Annotated in this window: 16 protein-coding genes; 10 read left to right on the top strand and 6 right to left on the bottom strand. The window is 57.0% G+C overall.

Annotation, left to right across the window (positions count from 1 at the left end; genetic code table 11):
- The first annotated feature begins 5 nt into the window (after positions 1-5).
- From dapF to ACWPM9_RS00670, 5 genes are read left to right on the top strand one after another with little or no spacing between them, the layout of a single operon-like run.
- A complete protein-coding gene (dapF, locus tag ACWPM9_RS00690; protein WP_484756406.1) occupies positions 6-911 on the top strand; it encodes a diaminopimelate epimerase in 906 nt (301 codons plus the stop codon).
- Between the two features lie 2 nt (positions 912-913).
- Entirely contained in the window at positions 914-2,197 is a 1,284-nt protein-coding gene (mtaB, locus tag ACWPM9_RS00685; protein WP_484756405.1) for a tRNA (N(6)-L-threonylcarbamoyladenosine(37)-C(2))-methylthiotransferase MtaB, read from the top strand.
- A gap of 19 nt (positions 2,198-2,216) precedes the next feature.
- Complete coding sequence (ftsY, locus tag ACWPM9_RS00680) at positions 2,217-3,596, top strand: signal recognition particle-docking protein FtsY (RefSeq protein WP_484756404.1); 1,380 nt, start codon at positions 2,217-2,219, stop codon at positions 3,594-3,596.
- A 9-nt stretch (positions 3,597-3,605) separates the two neighbouring features.
- Positions 3,606-4,253 carry a septation protein A gene (locus tag ACWPM9_RS00675; RefSeq protein ID WP_484756403.1) on the top strand — a complete coding sequence of 216 codons (648 nt, stop codon included), beginning with the start codon at positions 3,606-3,608 and terminating at the stop codon, positions 4,251-4,253.
- On the top strand, positions 4,250-4,840 hold the full coding sequence (locus ACWPM9_RS00670) for a DUF2585 domain-containing protein (RefSeq protein WP_484756402.1): 591 nt from the start codon (positions 4,250-4,252) through the stop codon (positions 4,838-4,840). Before ACWPM9_RS00675 ends, ACWPM9_RS00670 begins: the two co-directional genes overlap by 4 nt.
- A 9-nt stretch (positions 4,841-4,849) precedes the next feature.
- Here ACWPM9_RS00670 and ACWPM9_RS00665 read toward each other — a convergent pair whose 3' ends face one another.
- The 5 genes from ACWPM9_RS00665 to ccmA are packed head-to-tail and all read right to left on the bottom strand — an operon-like array spanning position 4,850 to position 7,747.
- Entirely contained in the window at positions 4,850-5,464 is a 615-nt protein-coding gene (locus ACWPM9_RS00665) for a DsbE family thiol:disulfide interchange protein (RefSeq protein WP_484756401.1), read from the bottom strand.
- Positions 5,461-5,634, bottom strand: a complete 174-nt coding sequence (gene ccmD, locus ACWPM9_RS00660) for a heme exporter protein CcmD (protein WP_484756400.1) — start codon at positions 5,632-5,634, stop codon at positions 5,461-5,463. Before ccmD ends, ACWPM9_RS00665 begins: the two co-directional genes overlap by 4 nt.
- Entirely contained in the window at positions 5,631-6,398 is a 768-nt protein-coding gene (locus ACWPM9_RS00655; protein WP_484756399.1) for a heme ABC transporter permease, read from the bottom strand. The genes ccmD and ACWPM9_RS00655 overlap by 4 nt, the downstream gene beginning before the upstream one ends.
- 45 nt (positions 6,399-6,443) lie before the next feature.
- A complete protein-coding gene (gene ccmB / locus ACWPM9_RS00650; protein ID WP_428188408.1) occupies positions 6,444-7,103 on the bottom strand; it encodes a heme exporter protein CcmB in 660 nt (219 codons plus the stop codon).
- Positions 7,100-7,747 carry a heme ABC exporter ATP-binding protein CcmA gene (gene ccmA / locus ACWPM9_RS00645; RefSeq protein WP_484756398.1) on the bottom strand — a complete coding sequence of 216 codons (648 nt, stop codon included), beginning with the start codon at positions 7,745-7,747 and terminating at the stop codon, positions 7,100-7,102. The genes ccmB and ccmA overlap by 4 nt, the downstream gene beginning before the upstream one ends.
- Positions 7,748-8,025: 278 nt before the next feature.
- On the opposite strand from ccmA, the gene acnA reads away from it, so the two are divergent.
- The 5 genes from acnA to ACWPM9_RS00620 all read left to right on the top strand — a co-directional run bounded on the left by acnA (position 8,026) and on the right by ACWPM9_RS00620 (position 14,826).
- The gene (acnA, locus tag ACWPM9_RS00640) at positions 8,026-10,719 is read left to right on the top strand and encodes an aconitate hydratase AcnA (RefSeq protein WP_484756397.1); all 2,694 of its coding nucleotides are present in this window, start codon (positions 8,026-8,028) and stop codon (positions 10,717-10,719) included.
- 344 nt (positions 10,720-11,063) lie between these two features.
- Complete coding sequence (locus ACWPM9_RS00635) at positions 11,064-11,663, top strand: DUF1223 domain-containing protein (protein WP_484756396.1); 600 nt, start codon at positions 11,064-11,066, stop codon at positions 11,661-11,663.
- A gap of 285 nt (positions 11,664-11,948) precedes the next feature.
- Positions 11,949-12,338, top strand: coding sequence for a DUF2794 domain-containing protein (locus ACWPM9_RS00630; RefSeq protein WP_484756395.1), 390 nt, complete (start codon positions 11,949-11,951; stop codon positions 12,336-12,338).
- Positions 12,339-12,754: 416 nt separating this feature from the next.
- Positions 12,755-13,786: an aspartate-semialdehyde dehydrogenase gene (locus ACWPM9_RS00625; RefSeq protein WP_428188403.1), complete on the top strand. Its 1,032-nt coding sequence runs from the start codon at positions 12,755-12,757 to the stop codon at positions 13,784-13,786.
- A 218-nt stretch (positions 13,787-14,004) separates the two neighbouring features.
- A complete protein-coding gene (locus ACWPM9_RS00620; protein ID WP_484756394.1) occupies positions 14,005-14,826 on the top strand; it encodes a lytic murein transglycosylase in 822 nt (273 codons plus the stop codon).
- A gap of 23 nt (positions 14,827-14,849) precedes the next feature.
- Here the strand turns inward: ACWPM9_RS00620 and ACWPM9_RS00615 are convergent, their stop codons facing one another.
- Positions 14,850-15,491: a carbonic anhydrase gene (locus tag ACWPM9_RS00615; RefSeq protein ID WP_428188401.1), complete on the bottom strand. Its 642-nt coding sequence runs from the start codon at positions 15,489-15,491 to the stop codon at positions 14,850-14,852.
- Between the last annotated feature and the right edge of the window lie 216 nt (positions 15,492-15,707).

Genomic DNA, 15,707 nt, shown 5'->3' with positions numbered 1-15,707 from the left:
ATGTCATGGTCGCAATGGTCGAATTCGCAAAGATGAACGGGCTTGGCAACAAGATCCTGGTTGTCGACATGCGTGGCCGCAAGGATCATGTGACTGCAGAAGCCGCAATCGCCCTTGCGGCCAATGCCGAGACCACGTTCGACCAGATCATGGCCATCCACGACGCCGTGACGGACGCAACGGATGCATGGATCGACATTCTCAATTGCGATGGCACAAAGGCGCAGGCCTGCGGTAACGGCACCCGCTGCGTCGTGCAGGCACTTGCAGCCGAAACGGGACGCAAGTCCTTCACATTTCAGACGGTTGCTGGAATCCTAGGTGCGATTGAGCATGACGATGGACTGATCTCGGTCGATATGGGACGTCCGGTCTTCGAATGGGACCGCATCCCGCTTGAGGAAGAATTTTACGACACAAGTCGCATAGAACTGCAAATCGGGCCGATCGACGCGCCAATCCTGCATTCGCCCTCTGCTATGTCCATGGGCAACCCGCATGCGATCTTCTGGGTCGACGACGATCCCATGAGCTACGATCTGGAACGTTTCGGACCGCTTCTGGAAAACCATCCGATCTTCCCGGAAAAGGCCAACATTACATTGGCGCAGGTGACGGGACCATCTTCGCTCAGAACACGCACATGGGAGCGTGGTGCCGGATTGACGCTTGCCTGCGGATCTGCCGCCTGTGCCGCCGCCGTATCGGCTGCACGCACGGAGCGTACAGGGCGCAATGTGGCGATTGATGTTGCTTCCAGCCCGATCCGCCAGCCACTCGTGATCGAGTGGAGAGAGGGCGATGGCAAGGTCATCATGACAGGCCCAGCTGAATGGGAATGGTCAGGCCAGCTTGATCCGTCGACAGGTGCCTTTGAGCGGGAAGCAGAAGCCGGAGTTTCGGCCAAGTGACGATGGACACGAAAGCCGGCATCGATGTCGTCACCTTCGGCTGCCGGTTGAATACCTACGAGTCCGAGGTGATGAAGGTTGAGGCTGAGCAGGCCGGCCTTCACAATGCCATCCTTTTCAATACCTGCGCTGTCACCAGTGAAGCGGTCCGCCAGGCCCGCCAGGCCATACGTCGGGCGCGTCGCAACAATCCGGAAGCCCGCATTGTTGTAACCGGCTGTGCCGCCCAAACCGAAGCTTCCGTCTTTGCGGCAATGCCTGAAGTGGATCTGGTGCTTGGCAATGAAGAGAAGCTGAAAAGCGAAAGCTATCAATCGCTTCCAGATTTCGGCATCGCGGCTGAAGAGAAGCTGCGCGTCAACGACATCATGAGCGTCACGGAAACCGCGCCGCAGATGATCGCCCATCTCGACGGCCATGTGCGCGGTTTCATCCAGGTGCAGAACGGCTGCGACCATCGCTGTACGTTTTGCATCATTCCCTACGGTCGGGGCAATTCGCGCTCGGTCCCCATGGGCGCAGTGGTCGATCAAGCGCGGCAACTTGTTGAATCCGGCTACCGGGAGGTCGTTCTGACCGGCGTCGACGCGACCAGCTATGGCGCTGATCTTCCCGGCCAGCCAAGTCTCGGCAAATTGGCGAAAACGATTCTCCGACTGGTACCGGAAATCGAGCGGTTGCGATTGTCATCGATCGACAGCATTGAGGTCGACACTGACCTTTTCGATCTAATCGCCGATGAATCCCGCTTCATGCCGCATTTGCACCTGTCGCTGCAGCACGGAGATGATCTGCTTTTGAAACGCATGAAGCGTCGCCACAGCCGAAGGGACGCTCTTGAATTTGTGTCGCACGTGAAACAATTACGCCCATCGATGAGTTTCGGTGCCGATATGATCGCTGGCTTTCCTACGGAATCCGAAAAGATGTTTGCCAATGCGGAAAGCCTGGCGGAGGAGATCGGCATCTCCAATCTTCATGTCTTCCCATATAGCCCGCGCCCGGGTACGCCAGCGGCGCGCATGCCCCAACTCGATCGTCGTCTGATCAAGGAGCGTGCCGCGCGTCTGAGGCAAACAGCAGACAGACTTCGGCTGCAACATTTGAATGCTCAAGTGGGTAGCCGGCATAAGGTATTGGTCGAAAATGGCGGTGTGGGTCACACCGAAGACTTCACGGCCGTAGCAACCCCTGGCCTGACACCTGGGGACCTTGTGGCCGTCACCATCACCGGTCACAATGACCGTCATCTTGAAATGCAACTGGTAGGCCGTTCGGCAGCCTGATTTTCAAACGGACAAAAAAATGGCTCTCGGCTTCATCAAGAAAGTGTTCACGTTCGGCAAGGACAAACCCGCTACTGAAGAGGCGCAGGTGTCCGATGCCGAGCATATGGAAAATCTCGTCGAGGAGGCGGAAACCGCATCGGCTTTGCAAGAGATCCCGGTTGCGGCGGATCCCGTAGCGCCAGAGGAAATCGAAACGGCCGGCGGCCCGGCACCGGACGAGGTTGAGGCCGCGGCAGAACCTGCTGCGGAGCCTGATTTTGGCGAACGGGACATCACGCAGAACGAAAACTCTGACGCCGACAGCACCTCGGAATCCTTAGCGGTAGACGAATTCCACCCCCAGCCGGAGCAGCCAGTCGATCTGAGCCATGGCGAACTTCAGCAAAATGCGAACGGCGCGATTTCGCTTCCTAAGGGTTTCTCTACCGGTTCACTCGTTCCGGACCCATCGCCAGAAGCACCGACTGTCAGACTGACCTGGTTCCAGCGTCTTCGCCAGGGACTTTTCCGCACCTCATCGCAACTATCAGGTCAGATCGCCGCCCTCTTTACCAAGCGCAAGCTTGATGACGACACGCTTCAGGATCTGGAGGATCTTTTGATCCAGGCCGATCTTGGAGTCGAAACGGCGCTGCGGATAACAGACACGCTCTCCGCCGAACGCTATGGCAAGGATGTGACCGGTGAAGACGTGAGCCGCATCATGGCAGCCGAGATCACCAAGGTTCTCAAGCCCGTCGCAAAGCCGCTTGCGCTCGACCTCAGCCACAAACCGCATGTCATCCTCGTGGTCGGTGTCAACGGCACCGGCAAGACCACGACGATCGGCAAGCTTGCCGCCAAGCTGTCCGGATCAGGATTGAAGGTCATGCTCGCCGCTGGCGATACCTTCCGTGCAGCCGCGATCGAACAGCTCAAGATCTGGGCCGACAGAACGGGATCGACCTTCATTGGCAGCAAGATCGGTGCTGATGCAGCAGGCCTTGCCTATGACGCATTCGAGCAGGCGCGCGCCGAAAAATCAGACGTCCTGATCATCGATACCGCCGGCCGACTGCAGAACAAGGCCGAGTTGATGGCCGAGCTTGAGAAGATTGTAAGGGTTCTCGGCAAGCTCGATCCGGACGCGCCGCACACGGTATTGCAGACACTGGATGCCACCACCGGGCAGAATGCATTGAACCAGGTCGAGATTTTCCGCAACATTGCCGGCGTTAACGGCCTGATTATGACAAAATTGGATGGCACGGCCCGCGGCGGCATCCTTGTCGGCATAGCCGCCAAACACAAGCTGCCTGTCTATTTCATTGGCGTCGGTGAAGGCGTTGAGGACCTCGAACCTTTCGAGGCCGAGGATTTCGCCAACGCAATCGCCGGCCACGCACATCAGGGATAAATGTCGACCATGGCTAATTTCGAAAGCGACACCAAGCCGACGACCGAAGAAAAGCACCATCCGCTGCTGAAGCTGGCATTGGAAATCGGGCCTCTGCTTGTCTTCTTCTTCGGTAATCTGCGTAGTGAATGGCTGGCGCAGAAGTTTCCGGCTCTGTCCGTGATCGGCGGACCGCTGTTGATCGCGACGGCCTTGTTCATGGTGGCAACCGTAATATCGCTGATCGTGTCGAAGATTGTCTTCAAGCATCTGCCGGTGATGCCATTTGTCTCTGGCGTGGTGGTTCTCGTCTTCGGCTCGCTGTCGATCTGGCTCCAGGATGAGACCTTCATCAAGATGAAGCCGACAATCGTCAATGCGCTGTTCGGATTCGTGCTCCTGGGCGGCTTGTATTTCGGCAGGTCCTTGCTCGGCTACGTATTCAATGCCGCCTTCCAGCTTGATGATGAGGGCTGGCGCAAACTCACACTCCGCTGGGGTATCTTCTTCCTTTTTCTGGCTATCCTCAACGAAGCGGTCTGGCGCAATTTCTCGGACGATGTCTGGGTGAATTTCAAGGTCTGGGGCACCATGCCGATCACCATTCTCTTCACCCTAGCCCAGATGCCGTTGATCATGCGCCACACTGTCGAGCAAGAGCCAAAGGACCAAAAGTGAGCGCGAGCCCGGGGGAAACGACGGTTCATCGCTCAACCGTGTTCTGGTCCGTGGCACTTGCAGCACTCATTCTAGCTCAGATCGTGACGCTTTATCTGATGGGCCGGGTGCCGATCTGCGAATGCGGTTACGTCAAGCTGTTCGAGGCCGGCGTCAATACGCCTGGCAACTCCCAGCACATCGCCGACTGGTATACGCCGTCGCATATTATTCACGGCTTCATCTTCTATGGTCTGGCCTGGGTTGTGCTACGCCGGGCAAGCTTTGGTGCGCGCCTGACATTGGCAGCCGTCATCGAGATCGGTTGGGAAATCCTGGAAAACTCGCCGATCATTATCGATCGCTATCGCAACGCAACCATGGCTGTCGGTTATAGCGGCGACAGCATTCTCAATTCGACCATGGATACGGTCTGGATGGTCATTGGTTTCGTCTTTGCAAGCCGCGTGCCGGTGTGGATTACCATCCTCGTCGCCGTGGCGTTTGAGCTACTGACCGGCTACCTGATTCGCGACAATCTGACCTTCAACGTGTTGATGCTGGTCTGGCCGGTTGAGGCGATCCGGAACTGGCAGGCGGCGCTTTAACAGCCAGGTTTAGCTTGACGGCGAAGACAAGGCCTTCTCGATAGCCGGCTTGAGCTGGGTCTCGACCGATTCCGGATCGAACGGTCCGACCTTTTTGTACACGATCGTACCGTCAGCTGCGACTAGATAGCTTTCCGGAATGCCATAAACGCCCCAGTCGATGGCTGCCTTGCCATTGGGGTCAACCCCAATGGCGGCATACGGGTTGCCGAGCTCGCCTAGGAACCGCAGCGCATTTTCCTGCTTGTCCTTGTAGTTGATCCCGACAATCGTAATGCGCGGATCGCGGCTCAGCTCTTCGATGACCGGATGTTCCTGCCGGCAGGGCACGCACCAGGACGCAAAGACATTGACGAGTGTGAGTTTGCCACGAATTTCAGAGCTCGTCAGGGCCGGGACATTTGCCCCTTCAAGCGGCGAAAGAGCGAGCTGAGGCGCTTTGGTGCCAATCAGGGCAGAGGGAATATCAGAGGCATTCTTGCCGTTGAAGTCCTGCTCGTAGAGCATCTTTCCCGCCGTCGCGGCAATCCCGACAAAGACCAGCAACGGAATGGCGGCAACCAGATAGCGGCCGATCCCCTTGCGCTGGACAGCCGCGTCCTCTTTCCCCGCCTGCTCACTCATCTTTGCGCTCCATCCGGCTTGACCGAAGAGCGACGACGAATACCTGCGGCCTCAAGGGCTTTGAGCTCCTTTTGCCGTGCGCGCCCGTCAAGCCATGTCCATAAAACGGCAACGGCAATCAGTCCGAAGGTGATGATGTAGGACGCAGTGATGTAAAAGGTGTGGCTCATAACTTGTCACCCTGGCTTGCCAGCCGCGCGGCCATTCGCCGTTGCGAAGCCACCCGGCGCCGCCAGATTTCGTTCCTCATGGCCATGATATGCAAGGTGAAGAACAGCAGCGTGAAGGCAATCGCCATGACGAACAGCGGCCGCAGGAATTCTGAATCGATAGTTGGCCCACCCAGGCGCATCACGCTTGCCGGCTGATGCAGCGTGTTCCACCAGTCGACCGAGAACTTGATGATCGGGATATTCACGAAGCCGACAAGAATGAGCACCGCGCTGAGCTTGGCCGCTTTGGACGGATCATCCATGGATCGGTTGAGTGCGATCACACCCAGATACATCAGAAACAACACGAATACGGAGGTCAGGCGGGCATCCCAGACCCACCAGGTGCCCCACATGGGCTTACCCCAAAGAGACCCCGTGACCAGTGCGATCAGTGTGAAGATCGCGCCGAGCGGGGCGGCAGCCCTGTGGCTGACATCGGCGAGAGGATGACGCCAGACCAGTGTGCCGATCGCCGAGAGAGCCATCACCGTGTAGCACATCATCGAAAGCCAGGCCGCTGGCACATGGATATACATGATGCGGACCGTCAGTCCCTGCTGATAATCGCCTTCTGTCGTGAAGCTCATATAAAGCCCGAGCGCCAGCAACACAGCCGTAATGACCGCCATCCAGGGCAGAATACGCGCAGCCAGGGCCAAAAACCGCGTGGGGTTTGCCAGATCGCTAAGCTTGGTAATCGTGAGGCTATTGTCGGTCATGCGGCGTTTCTAGCCTCATCGGTAGGCTTCTGCAATTGATCTTGCTCAATCTGTAGCGTGACGCAGGGCAAGCGCTGCCGCAAGCGGACCGATGACCGCAAAGAACAGGGTGATCGCAATCAGAAACAGAAACGGCGGCATAAATGGGGCCGGATCCTCAACCGCAGCATAGCTCGCGCTCACGCCAAAAATCAGCACCGGAATGGCAAGCGGTAAGACGAGGATCGACACCAGGAGACCGCCGCGCGGCAAGGCGACGGCCACAGCAGCACCCGCAGCCCCGATAAATGTGATGGCCGGCGATCCAACCAGCAGCGTCAACACCACGGCGCCGATGGCCACTTCGCTCATATTCATGAAGAGCCCGAGCAACGGAGCGGCGATGACCAGTGGCAGGCTGGTGCCAATCCAATGGGCGAGACACTTGACGAAGACTGTCAGAACCAACGGTGTCTCCTGCATCAGGATCACATCCAGCGAACCATCATCGCGATCGGCCTGAAACAATCTGTCGAGCCCAAGAAGAGCGGCCAGCAAGGCGCCGATCCAGACAATCGCCGGACCTATGCGCGACAGCAAATTGAGATCCGGGCCAACGCCGAAGGGAATGACGGCTACCACGGTCATGAAAAACAACACACCGATCAGGGCGCCGCCGCCAGCCCGGATCGAAAGTTTGATATCCCGAAAGAATAGAGCCGTCATAGCATTGGCCCCGGCTCGCCATACGCGAACCCGCGCATCCGGATTTCTTTGGCACCTGCCAGCCCCAAAGGTTGGTGGGTGGCGGCAAGGGCTATCCCGCCGTTCTCGAGATGTGTGCGAACAAGGCCTGCAAACATGGCATCTGCGCTCGAATCAAGGGCCGCGGTCGGCTCATCGAGGATCCAGACAGGCCGATAGGCCACCAGCAACCTGGCCATGGCAAAACGGCGCTGCTGGCCGGCCGACAGATAACCGTATGGCAGATGCGTGATACCGCTCAGTCCAACGGCGTCGGCTGCTTCTTCCACCTCAATCCCCTGCCCGCCCTCAAAATTGCCCAGATGGGCTTTCCAGAAGGAGAGATTCTCCTCAACGGTCAGCTCGCGCTTCATCCCGTTGCGGTGGCCGAGATAGTGGCTTGCCTCGCGAACGGGCCGGCTTTCCCTCTGATCTGAAAGATGAAAATTGATTCGCCCCGCCTCAGGTGCCAGCAGTCCAGCGACAACCCGAAGCAAGGTCGACTTTCCCGACCCGTTCTTCCCGGTAAGAATCAACGCCTCTCCGGCGTTCAGAACAAAACTGACATCGGAGAAAAGAATGTCTTCACCGCGCTCAACTGCAAGGTTTTCAGCGGTAAGCCGCATGGAATGGTCTTTCCGGCAACGTTTCGGTCACCCAATTAAAATTTTGTCAGATTTAGCCTATGGTTGCTCTGGTACCTTTCATAGAAATTATCTATAAGTCCCGCAACCACGCCAGCGGCCGGCGTGAAGGTTCATCCTTGTACCGAACATGATGATTGTACTCTACAATTCTCACGGGCGGACAGCGGAAATGGTCGCACCCGCATCCTGATGTGCATTACGTGCATAGGCGTCCGCACGAATGTGTTGGCTCTCAGAAATAAGCGGGGTTTCTATCCGTGTCCAAATCACTCGACAGCTTTAATTGTCGCTCCACTCTGACCGTAGATGGCAAAGACTATGTCTATTACAGCCTTCCCAAGGCTGAAGCCAACGGTCTGGCCGGAGTTTCGAAACTTCCTTATTCGATGAAGGTGCTCCTTGAGAACCTTCTGCGCAATGAAGACGGTCGCTCCGTCACCAAAGCCGATATCGAAGCCGTTGCCGCCTGGCTCAATGACAAGGGCACTGCCGGCGCGGAAATCGCCTATCGTCCGGCCCGCGTGCTGATGCAGGACTTCACCGGCGTTCCAGCCGTTGTCGACCTCGCCGCCATGCGTGACGGCATTGTTAACCTCGGTGGCGATCCGGAAAAGATCAATCCGCTGGTTCCCGTCGACCTCGTCATCGACCACTCGGTCATCGTCGACGAATTCGGCACACCGCAGGCTTTTGCGAAGAACGTTGAGCTGGAATACCAGCGCAATGGCGAACGCTACCGCTTCCTGAAATGGGGCCAGCAGGCGTTCAAGAACTTCCGTGTTGTTCCTCCGGGTACCGGCATCTGTCACCAGGTTAACCTCGAATATCTCGGCCAGACCGTATGGACGAAGGAAGAGGATGGTGAAACAACCGCCTATCCCGATACCTGCGTTGGTACAGACAGCCACACCACCATGATCAATGGTCTGGGCGTTCTGGGCTGGGGCGTTGGCGGTATTGAAGCCGAAGCGGCCATGCTCGGACAGCCGGTTTCCATGCTTCTGCCGGAAGTCATCGGTTTCAAGCTGACCGGCAAGCTCAAGGAAGGCGTGACCGCGACCGATCTCGTACTGACCGTCGTTCAGATGCTGCGCCAGAAGGGCGTTGTTTCCAAGTTCGTCGAATTCTTTGGCCCGGGCATGGACAACATGCCACTCGCTGACCGTGCAACGATCGGCAACATGGGTCCGGAATACGGCGCGACCTGCGGCTTCTTCCCGGTCGACGGCGAAACCATCAACTACCTCACCATGTCTGGCCGTACACACGAGCGGATCGCGCTTGTCGAAGCCTATTCCAAGGCTCAGGGCATGTGGCGTGAAGGCGATGGTTCCGACCTGGTCTTCACCGACACGCTGGAACTCGACCTCAATGACGTCGTCCCGTCCATGGCCGGCCCGAAGCGTCCAGAAGGTCGCCTACCACTCGAAACCATTGCGCCGAACTTTGCCACATCTCTTGATGAGGTCTATAAGAAGCCGGGTCAGCTTTCGAACCGATACGCAGTAGAAAGCACCGACTTCGATCTCGGACACGGTGACGTCTGCATCGCAGCCATCACATCCTGCACCAATACGTCGAACCCCAGTGTACTGATTGCAGCCGGTCTTCTGGCCCGCAACGCAGTTGCCAAGGGCTTGAAGTCCAAGCCTTGGGTCAAGACCTCGCTCGCACCCGGATCCCAGGTCGTCGGCGAATATCTCGAGAAGTCCGGTTTGCAGAAGGACCTCGACGCGCTGGGCTTCAATCTGGTCGGCTTCGGTTGCACCACCTGCATCGGTAACTCCGGCCCGCTTCCGGCTCCGGTCTCTAAGACCATCAACGACAAGGGTCTGATCACAGCCGGTGTTCTCTCGGGCAACCGCAACTTCGAAGGCCGTATCTCTCCAGACGTTCAGGCCAATTACCTGGCATCTCCGCCGCTGGTCGTTGCCTATGCCCTGGCAGGCTCCGTGCAGAAGGATCTGACCTCCGAACCGCTCGGCGAAGACACCGACGGAAATCCGGTCTATCTGAAGGATATCTGGCCGACTTCGAAGGAAATCCAGGAATTCATCCTGAAATACGTCACACGCGAACTCTATGAGTCACGCTATGCCGACGTGTTCAAGGGTGATGAAAACTGGCAGGCTGTTCAGATCCCGCCTGGCCAGACCTATGCCTGGGACAATAATTCGACCTATGTGCAGAACCCGCCTTACTTTGTTGGCATGGGCAGGACCGGTTCCGGTGTTGCAAACATCGAGAACGCTCGCGTACTTGGCCTGTTCGGCGACAAGATCACCACCGACCACATTTCTCCGGCCGGTTCGATCAAGGCGCAGTCCCCTGCTGGTGAATACCTGTTGGAAAATGGCGTCGGCATTGCTGACTTCAACCAGTACGGTACGCGTCGCGGTAACCACGAAGTCATGATGCGCGGCACTTTCGCCAACATCCGCATCCGCAACCACATGCTCGGCCCGAACGGCAAGGAAGGTGGCTACACCATCCACTATCCGTCCAAGGAAGAGATGTCGATTTACGATGCGGCCATGATGTACAAGGAAGAAGGCGTTCCGTTGGTCATTTTCGCAGGTGGCGAATACGGCAACGGTTCGTCGCGTGACTGGGCTGCCAAGGGTACCAACCTGCTCGGCGTTCGCGCAGTCGTGGCCGAAAGCTTTGAGCGTATTCACCGTTCGAACCTGGTTGGCATGGGCGTTGTTCCGTTCTGCTTCGAGAACGGCACGACCTGGACCTCGCTCGGCCTCAAGGGCGATGAAACGGTTACGATCGAGGGCCTGGATGGTGAAATCAAGCCCCGCGAGAAGAAGATCGCCAAGATCACCTACGGCGACGGCACTGTGAAGGAAGTTCCCCTGATCTGCCGTATCGATACGCTCGATGAGGTGACCTACGTCAACAACGGCGGCATCCTTCAGACCGTTCTGCGCGATCTGGTCGCCTGATCCGTCTTCAGCCAATTTAACGAGAAGCCGCCGGACAGTTCCGGCGGCTTTTTTCATGGCGCATTTTTCATCAACCCAGCCTCACCCCATCGTGACTTTCTGTTGAAAAACGGACGGAGTATGTGTCTCATGGAAATTGCGGCGTCTGCGCGGAAATTGCGGACGGACCAATGGCATTGAATAGAGCGGTTCCCATGATTTCGAGATTACTTGCGTCGATCCTGCTTCTGAGCATCTCTCTTACGGGGAATGCACATGCTGACGACGTGGGAAAAACGCCCAAGGGCGTCATAGAACTGTTCGTATCGCAAGGCTGTATGTCATGCGTGGCGGCAGACCGAGCCATGAGTTATCTTGCCGTCCAGCAGGATATCGTCGCGCTCGCCTATCATGTCGATTACTGGAACTACCGCGGTTGGACTGACCCTCTGAGCAGGCCGGAGAACTCAAACCGTCAATATGGCTATGCTCATACGCTGGGGCGCAGCGGTGTCTATACGCCGCAAGCCATTCTCAACGGACGCGAGCAGCAGAAGGGCACAGACGTTGCCGTGCTGAACAAGCGCCTGGATGTGATGCGTGCGAGAGGCAGCGGTCTCCACGTTCCGATCCGCGCCGTCAGCCGTGGCGGCAAACTCAAGATCACGGTGGGCGAAGGATCAGGCGAAGCGGATATCGTCGTCGTTTATTTCCGCAAGCGGCAGGACATGGAGATCACCAAGGGCACCAATGAGGGCCAGAAGGTCTCCAACTGGAACAGCGTAACAGATGTCCAGACCGTCGGCGTGTGGAGCGGCGAAGAGACAAAGCTTGTCTTGCCGTCAAAGGTAATGGGTGAAGACAAGAGCGACGGTTGCGCTATTCTCGTTCAAATGCGGGGTCCAAACGGCGAACCCGGCGCAATCCTCGGCGCAACCATACTTACCGCCAAGCAAAGTTCCTGAAGTGACTGCCAAGGCTTGAAAACCGGCGGTCCGATCCAGAACATTGGGGGGCTGGGGGTAAGGGGTCAATGCGCCAGACCGGACCATTGGCGCCAGGCGCCAACCGGAAACTCAATGTCGTCTCTAATTGGGGCGCTCTTTTGACCAAAATACGGCACGCCCCAAAATCTCATTTTGTCGACCCTAAGCGACTGTAAATTCAGGATTTTACTGGCGCCCTTGCATTTTTTTCAGGCTCCGGCAAACTGTCGCTCGCCTGTCATAATGAAAGGACGAGGAGCGCCTATGACCGATTTTCCGCGTGACGATGAGAACCGTATGGAAAGCGGCGCGGCCTCAGTCGTCGATCTGCGGGAATACAAGAAAAGCCGTGACCCGCTTCCCGTCACATTCCACCGGCGTGAACTCGATGCCATACTCTGGGTCTATGGCCGCATGGTGGGTGACGGTGAATGGCGTGACTATGCAATCGACCACACGAGGGAAAAAGCAGTCTTTTCAGTGTTCAAGCGCTCAGGTGAGCTGCCACTGTATCGGATAGAGAAAAATCCGAAACTCGCGGCAAAACAAGGTGCCTTCAGCGTGGTCAATACGGCAGGCATGGTGCTGAAGCGTGGCCACGAGATCAAGCAGGTGCTGAAGGTTTTTGACAAGGTCTTGAAGCTGATTGACTGATGCGTCGGCAAAACATCGTCGCTGCAGGATGGAACCGGGCACCGGAGCCTTTGGTCATCCACTCAACATTCACCCGCAGATAATATCTTCAATGATAGCCTGAGCAATGCCCAACCGCGGTTCCAGCCGAGGATCGACCTTGACTTGCGGCAAAAACCTTTTAATAGCAGGCAGCGAAAGGAAACCGCGCATGCGCTCGATAGCTGCTGCATCTGCCGAATATTGTCACCTGGCACTGTGTGTCCGGGCAATTTCTGCGGTTTCCAATTCATCCAAGACCACGGCCAAAACGACGACGAAAACCGTCTGACGTCTCTGGCCAACCGCTCTCTCCCCGGCAAGGCCGGGGACAAGGTCGCTGCATCCCTGCAGCACCCCCTCACCACCGCGGAGAGAAAGAAAGAGAGCAGTTTATCATGGGTTTCAAAGTTGCAGTCGCAGGCGCCACCGGCAATGTCGGTCGCGAAATGCTCAACATTCTGGCCGAGCGCGGTTTCCCGGCTGACGAGGTCGTGGCACTTGCCTCCGCGCGCTCGCAAGGCACAGAAGCATCCTTTGGCGACAAGACGCTGAAGGTCCAGAATCTGGAGAACTACGACTTTTCCGACACCGACATCTGCCTGATGTCGGCTGGCGGCGATGTCTCCAAGAAGTGGTCGCCAAAGATCGGTGCCCAGGGCTGCGTTGTCATCGACAACTCTTCTGCCTGGCGCTACGACGCAGACGTTCCATTGATCGTACCGGAAGTAAACCCGGACGCCATCAAGGACTTCACCCGCCGCAATATCATTGCCAACCCGAACTGCTCGACAGCCCAGCTTGTCGTAGCGTTGAAGCCATTGCACGATGCCGCCAAGATCAAGCGTATCGTGGTCTCCACCTACCAGTCGGTATCTGGTGCCGGCAAGGAAGGCATGGATGAGCTGTTCTCCCAGACACGCGCCGTCTTCGTCGCCGATCCGATCGAATCGCGGAAATTCACCAAGCGCATCGCCTTCAACGTGATCCCACACATCGATTCCTTCATGGAAGACGGCTATACCAAGGAAGAGTGGAAGGTTCTGGCCGAGACCAAGAAGATGCTCGATCCGAAGATCAAGGTCACCTGCACTGCTGTGCGTGTCCCGGTTTTCATTGGCCATTCGGAATCGGTCAATATCGAATTCGAAAACGAAATGACCGCCGATCAGGCCCGCGACATCCTGCGCGAAGCACCCGGCTGCCTCGTCATCGACAAGCACGAAGACGGCGGCTACATCACGCCTTACGAATGCGCGGGCGAAGACGCGACTTACATCTCGCGGATTCGCGAAGACGCGACTGTCGAAAACGGCCTCAACATCTGGGTCGTCTCAGACAACCTTCGCAAGGGCGCTGCACTGAATGCAATTCAGATCGCCGAACTGCTTGTGAACCGCGGACTGATCAAGCCAAAGAGCCAGGCCTGAGCCATTGGAACCCCGGACCCCTTCTGGGAGACCGGGGTTTTCCATCGCATGGACACGCGCAATAACCTGACTATTCAAGACCACGTGATCAGATCCCTGCATTTTAAACGTGTATTTGAATTCGCTGATCGTTCTCACTAATGTGACAAACAGCCTTCGGCGGATATCTGTCGGGCATTTTCCAAACTGACAAACAGGTCGAGTGACCGGGAGCTTTTATGCGGATTGCAAGAACGGCGGCAGCAACACTGCTCATCACAGGGAGTTTCCTCGCGTCCGCATCAGGTCTGCTCGCCGCCCAGTGCGGCAATACCTCTGCTGGGTTCTCGAACTGGGTCGAGCAGTTCAAGGTTGAAGCGGTCAGCAAGGGACTGAATGCCCGGCTGGTCGATCAGGTCATGTCAACCGTCAACTATAACAGGCCGACAATCAGCGCAGACCGGGGCCAGAAAAGCTTCAAGCTGTCCTTTGACAGCTTCATGAAGAAGCGCGGCGGAGCAACCATCATTTCAAAGGGCAAGCGGATGAAGAGCGCAAACGCGGCGCTGTTCTCCCGCATCGAAAAACAGTATGGCGTGCCAGCCGGTCCACTGATTGCTATCTGGGGCATGGAAACAGGGTTTGGCGGCTTCCTGGGCAACCAGCACACGCTCTCTGCCGTTGCCACGCTCTCCTATGACTGCCGCCGCAGTGCGTTCTTTACCGACCAGCTCTATGCAGCAATCCAGCTCGTCGGCGACCGTTCGCTCAGCCTCCAGGCACGCGGTGCAGCCCATGGTGAAATCGGCCAGACACAGTTTCTGCCGCGCAACGTCGTCAAATTCGGCGTCGACGGTGATCGCGATGGTCGCATTGATCTCGTGAGGTCGCGTGCAGACGCGCTGGCGTCCACTGCGAATTTCCTGCGTGGCCACGGGTGGCGTGCCGGAGCCGGCTATCAGCCTGGCCAGCCGAATTTTGCAGCTTTACAGGGCTGGAATGCCGCAACGGTGTATCAGCAGGCCATCGCCTATATCGGCGCACAAATCGACGGCAACTGATCAGCTAAAACTGTCGCGACCGCTTAGAGATAAAGGCGCCCGAAATCTTTGGTTTCGGGGTCCATGATCCAGAGTTCGCCATTGGAAATGTCGAACCAGGCGCCGTGGATCTTAAGCTTTCCACGCTCTTCCAGAATCTTTACGCAAGGGAAGGTCCGCAGGTTCTCGATGGAATTCCGGATCGACACCCGCTCCAGCGCCGTCTGTCGCTCGCCGGGCGTCATATTGGAATTGCCATTGATCTGCGCGGCAGCGGGCTTGACCAGATTCATCCATTTTCCGATGAAATCTCCGGGCGAGAGAGGCTCCGCATTCGGATCGAGCGCTGCCTGAATACCGCCGCAACGACCATGTCCCATGACAATGATATCGCGCACCCTCAGGGACTGGACAGCAAATTCCAGTGCAGCCGAGGTGGAGTGATACTGGCCATCAGGCTCATACGGCGGTACCATGTTGGCGACATTGCGCACAACGAATAGTTCCCCCGGCCCGGCGTCGAAGATTGTCTCAGGCGCGGCGCGTGAGTCACAGCATGCGACCACCAGCGTATGAGGCTTCTGACCATTTTTCGCCAAAGTGCTATAGCGCTCACGCTCGTCGGTGTAACGACCGGTCATGAAGTTGCGATAGCCATCGAGGAGTGCGTTCGGAAACTGCTTCATGAGTTTTCGATTAAACTGACTAGGTCGTCATGGCAACATAGTTTTGACGAGAGGCGGGCGCACGGACCGCCCGCGGGTGTCAATCCGTGGACAGCTTCTCACAATTGACCAAAGAGACTATAAGAAATCAGAAATATTCAACCAGAGCAAATTTCCGGCCATCGCTATGTTAAGTACATTAAATTGAAAACATTTCTGCGCAATGTCCGTGACAAA

The sequence above is a fragment of the Agrobacterium sp. H141 genome (genome assembly GCF_057158725.1).
This window is presented reverse-complemented; position numbering and strand designations above follow the sequence as displayed.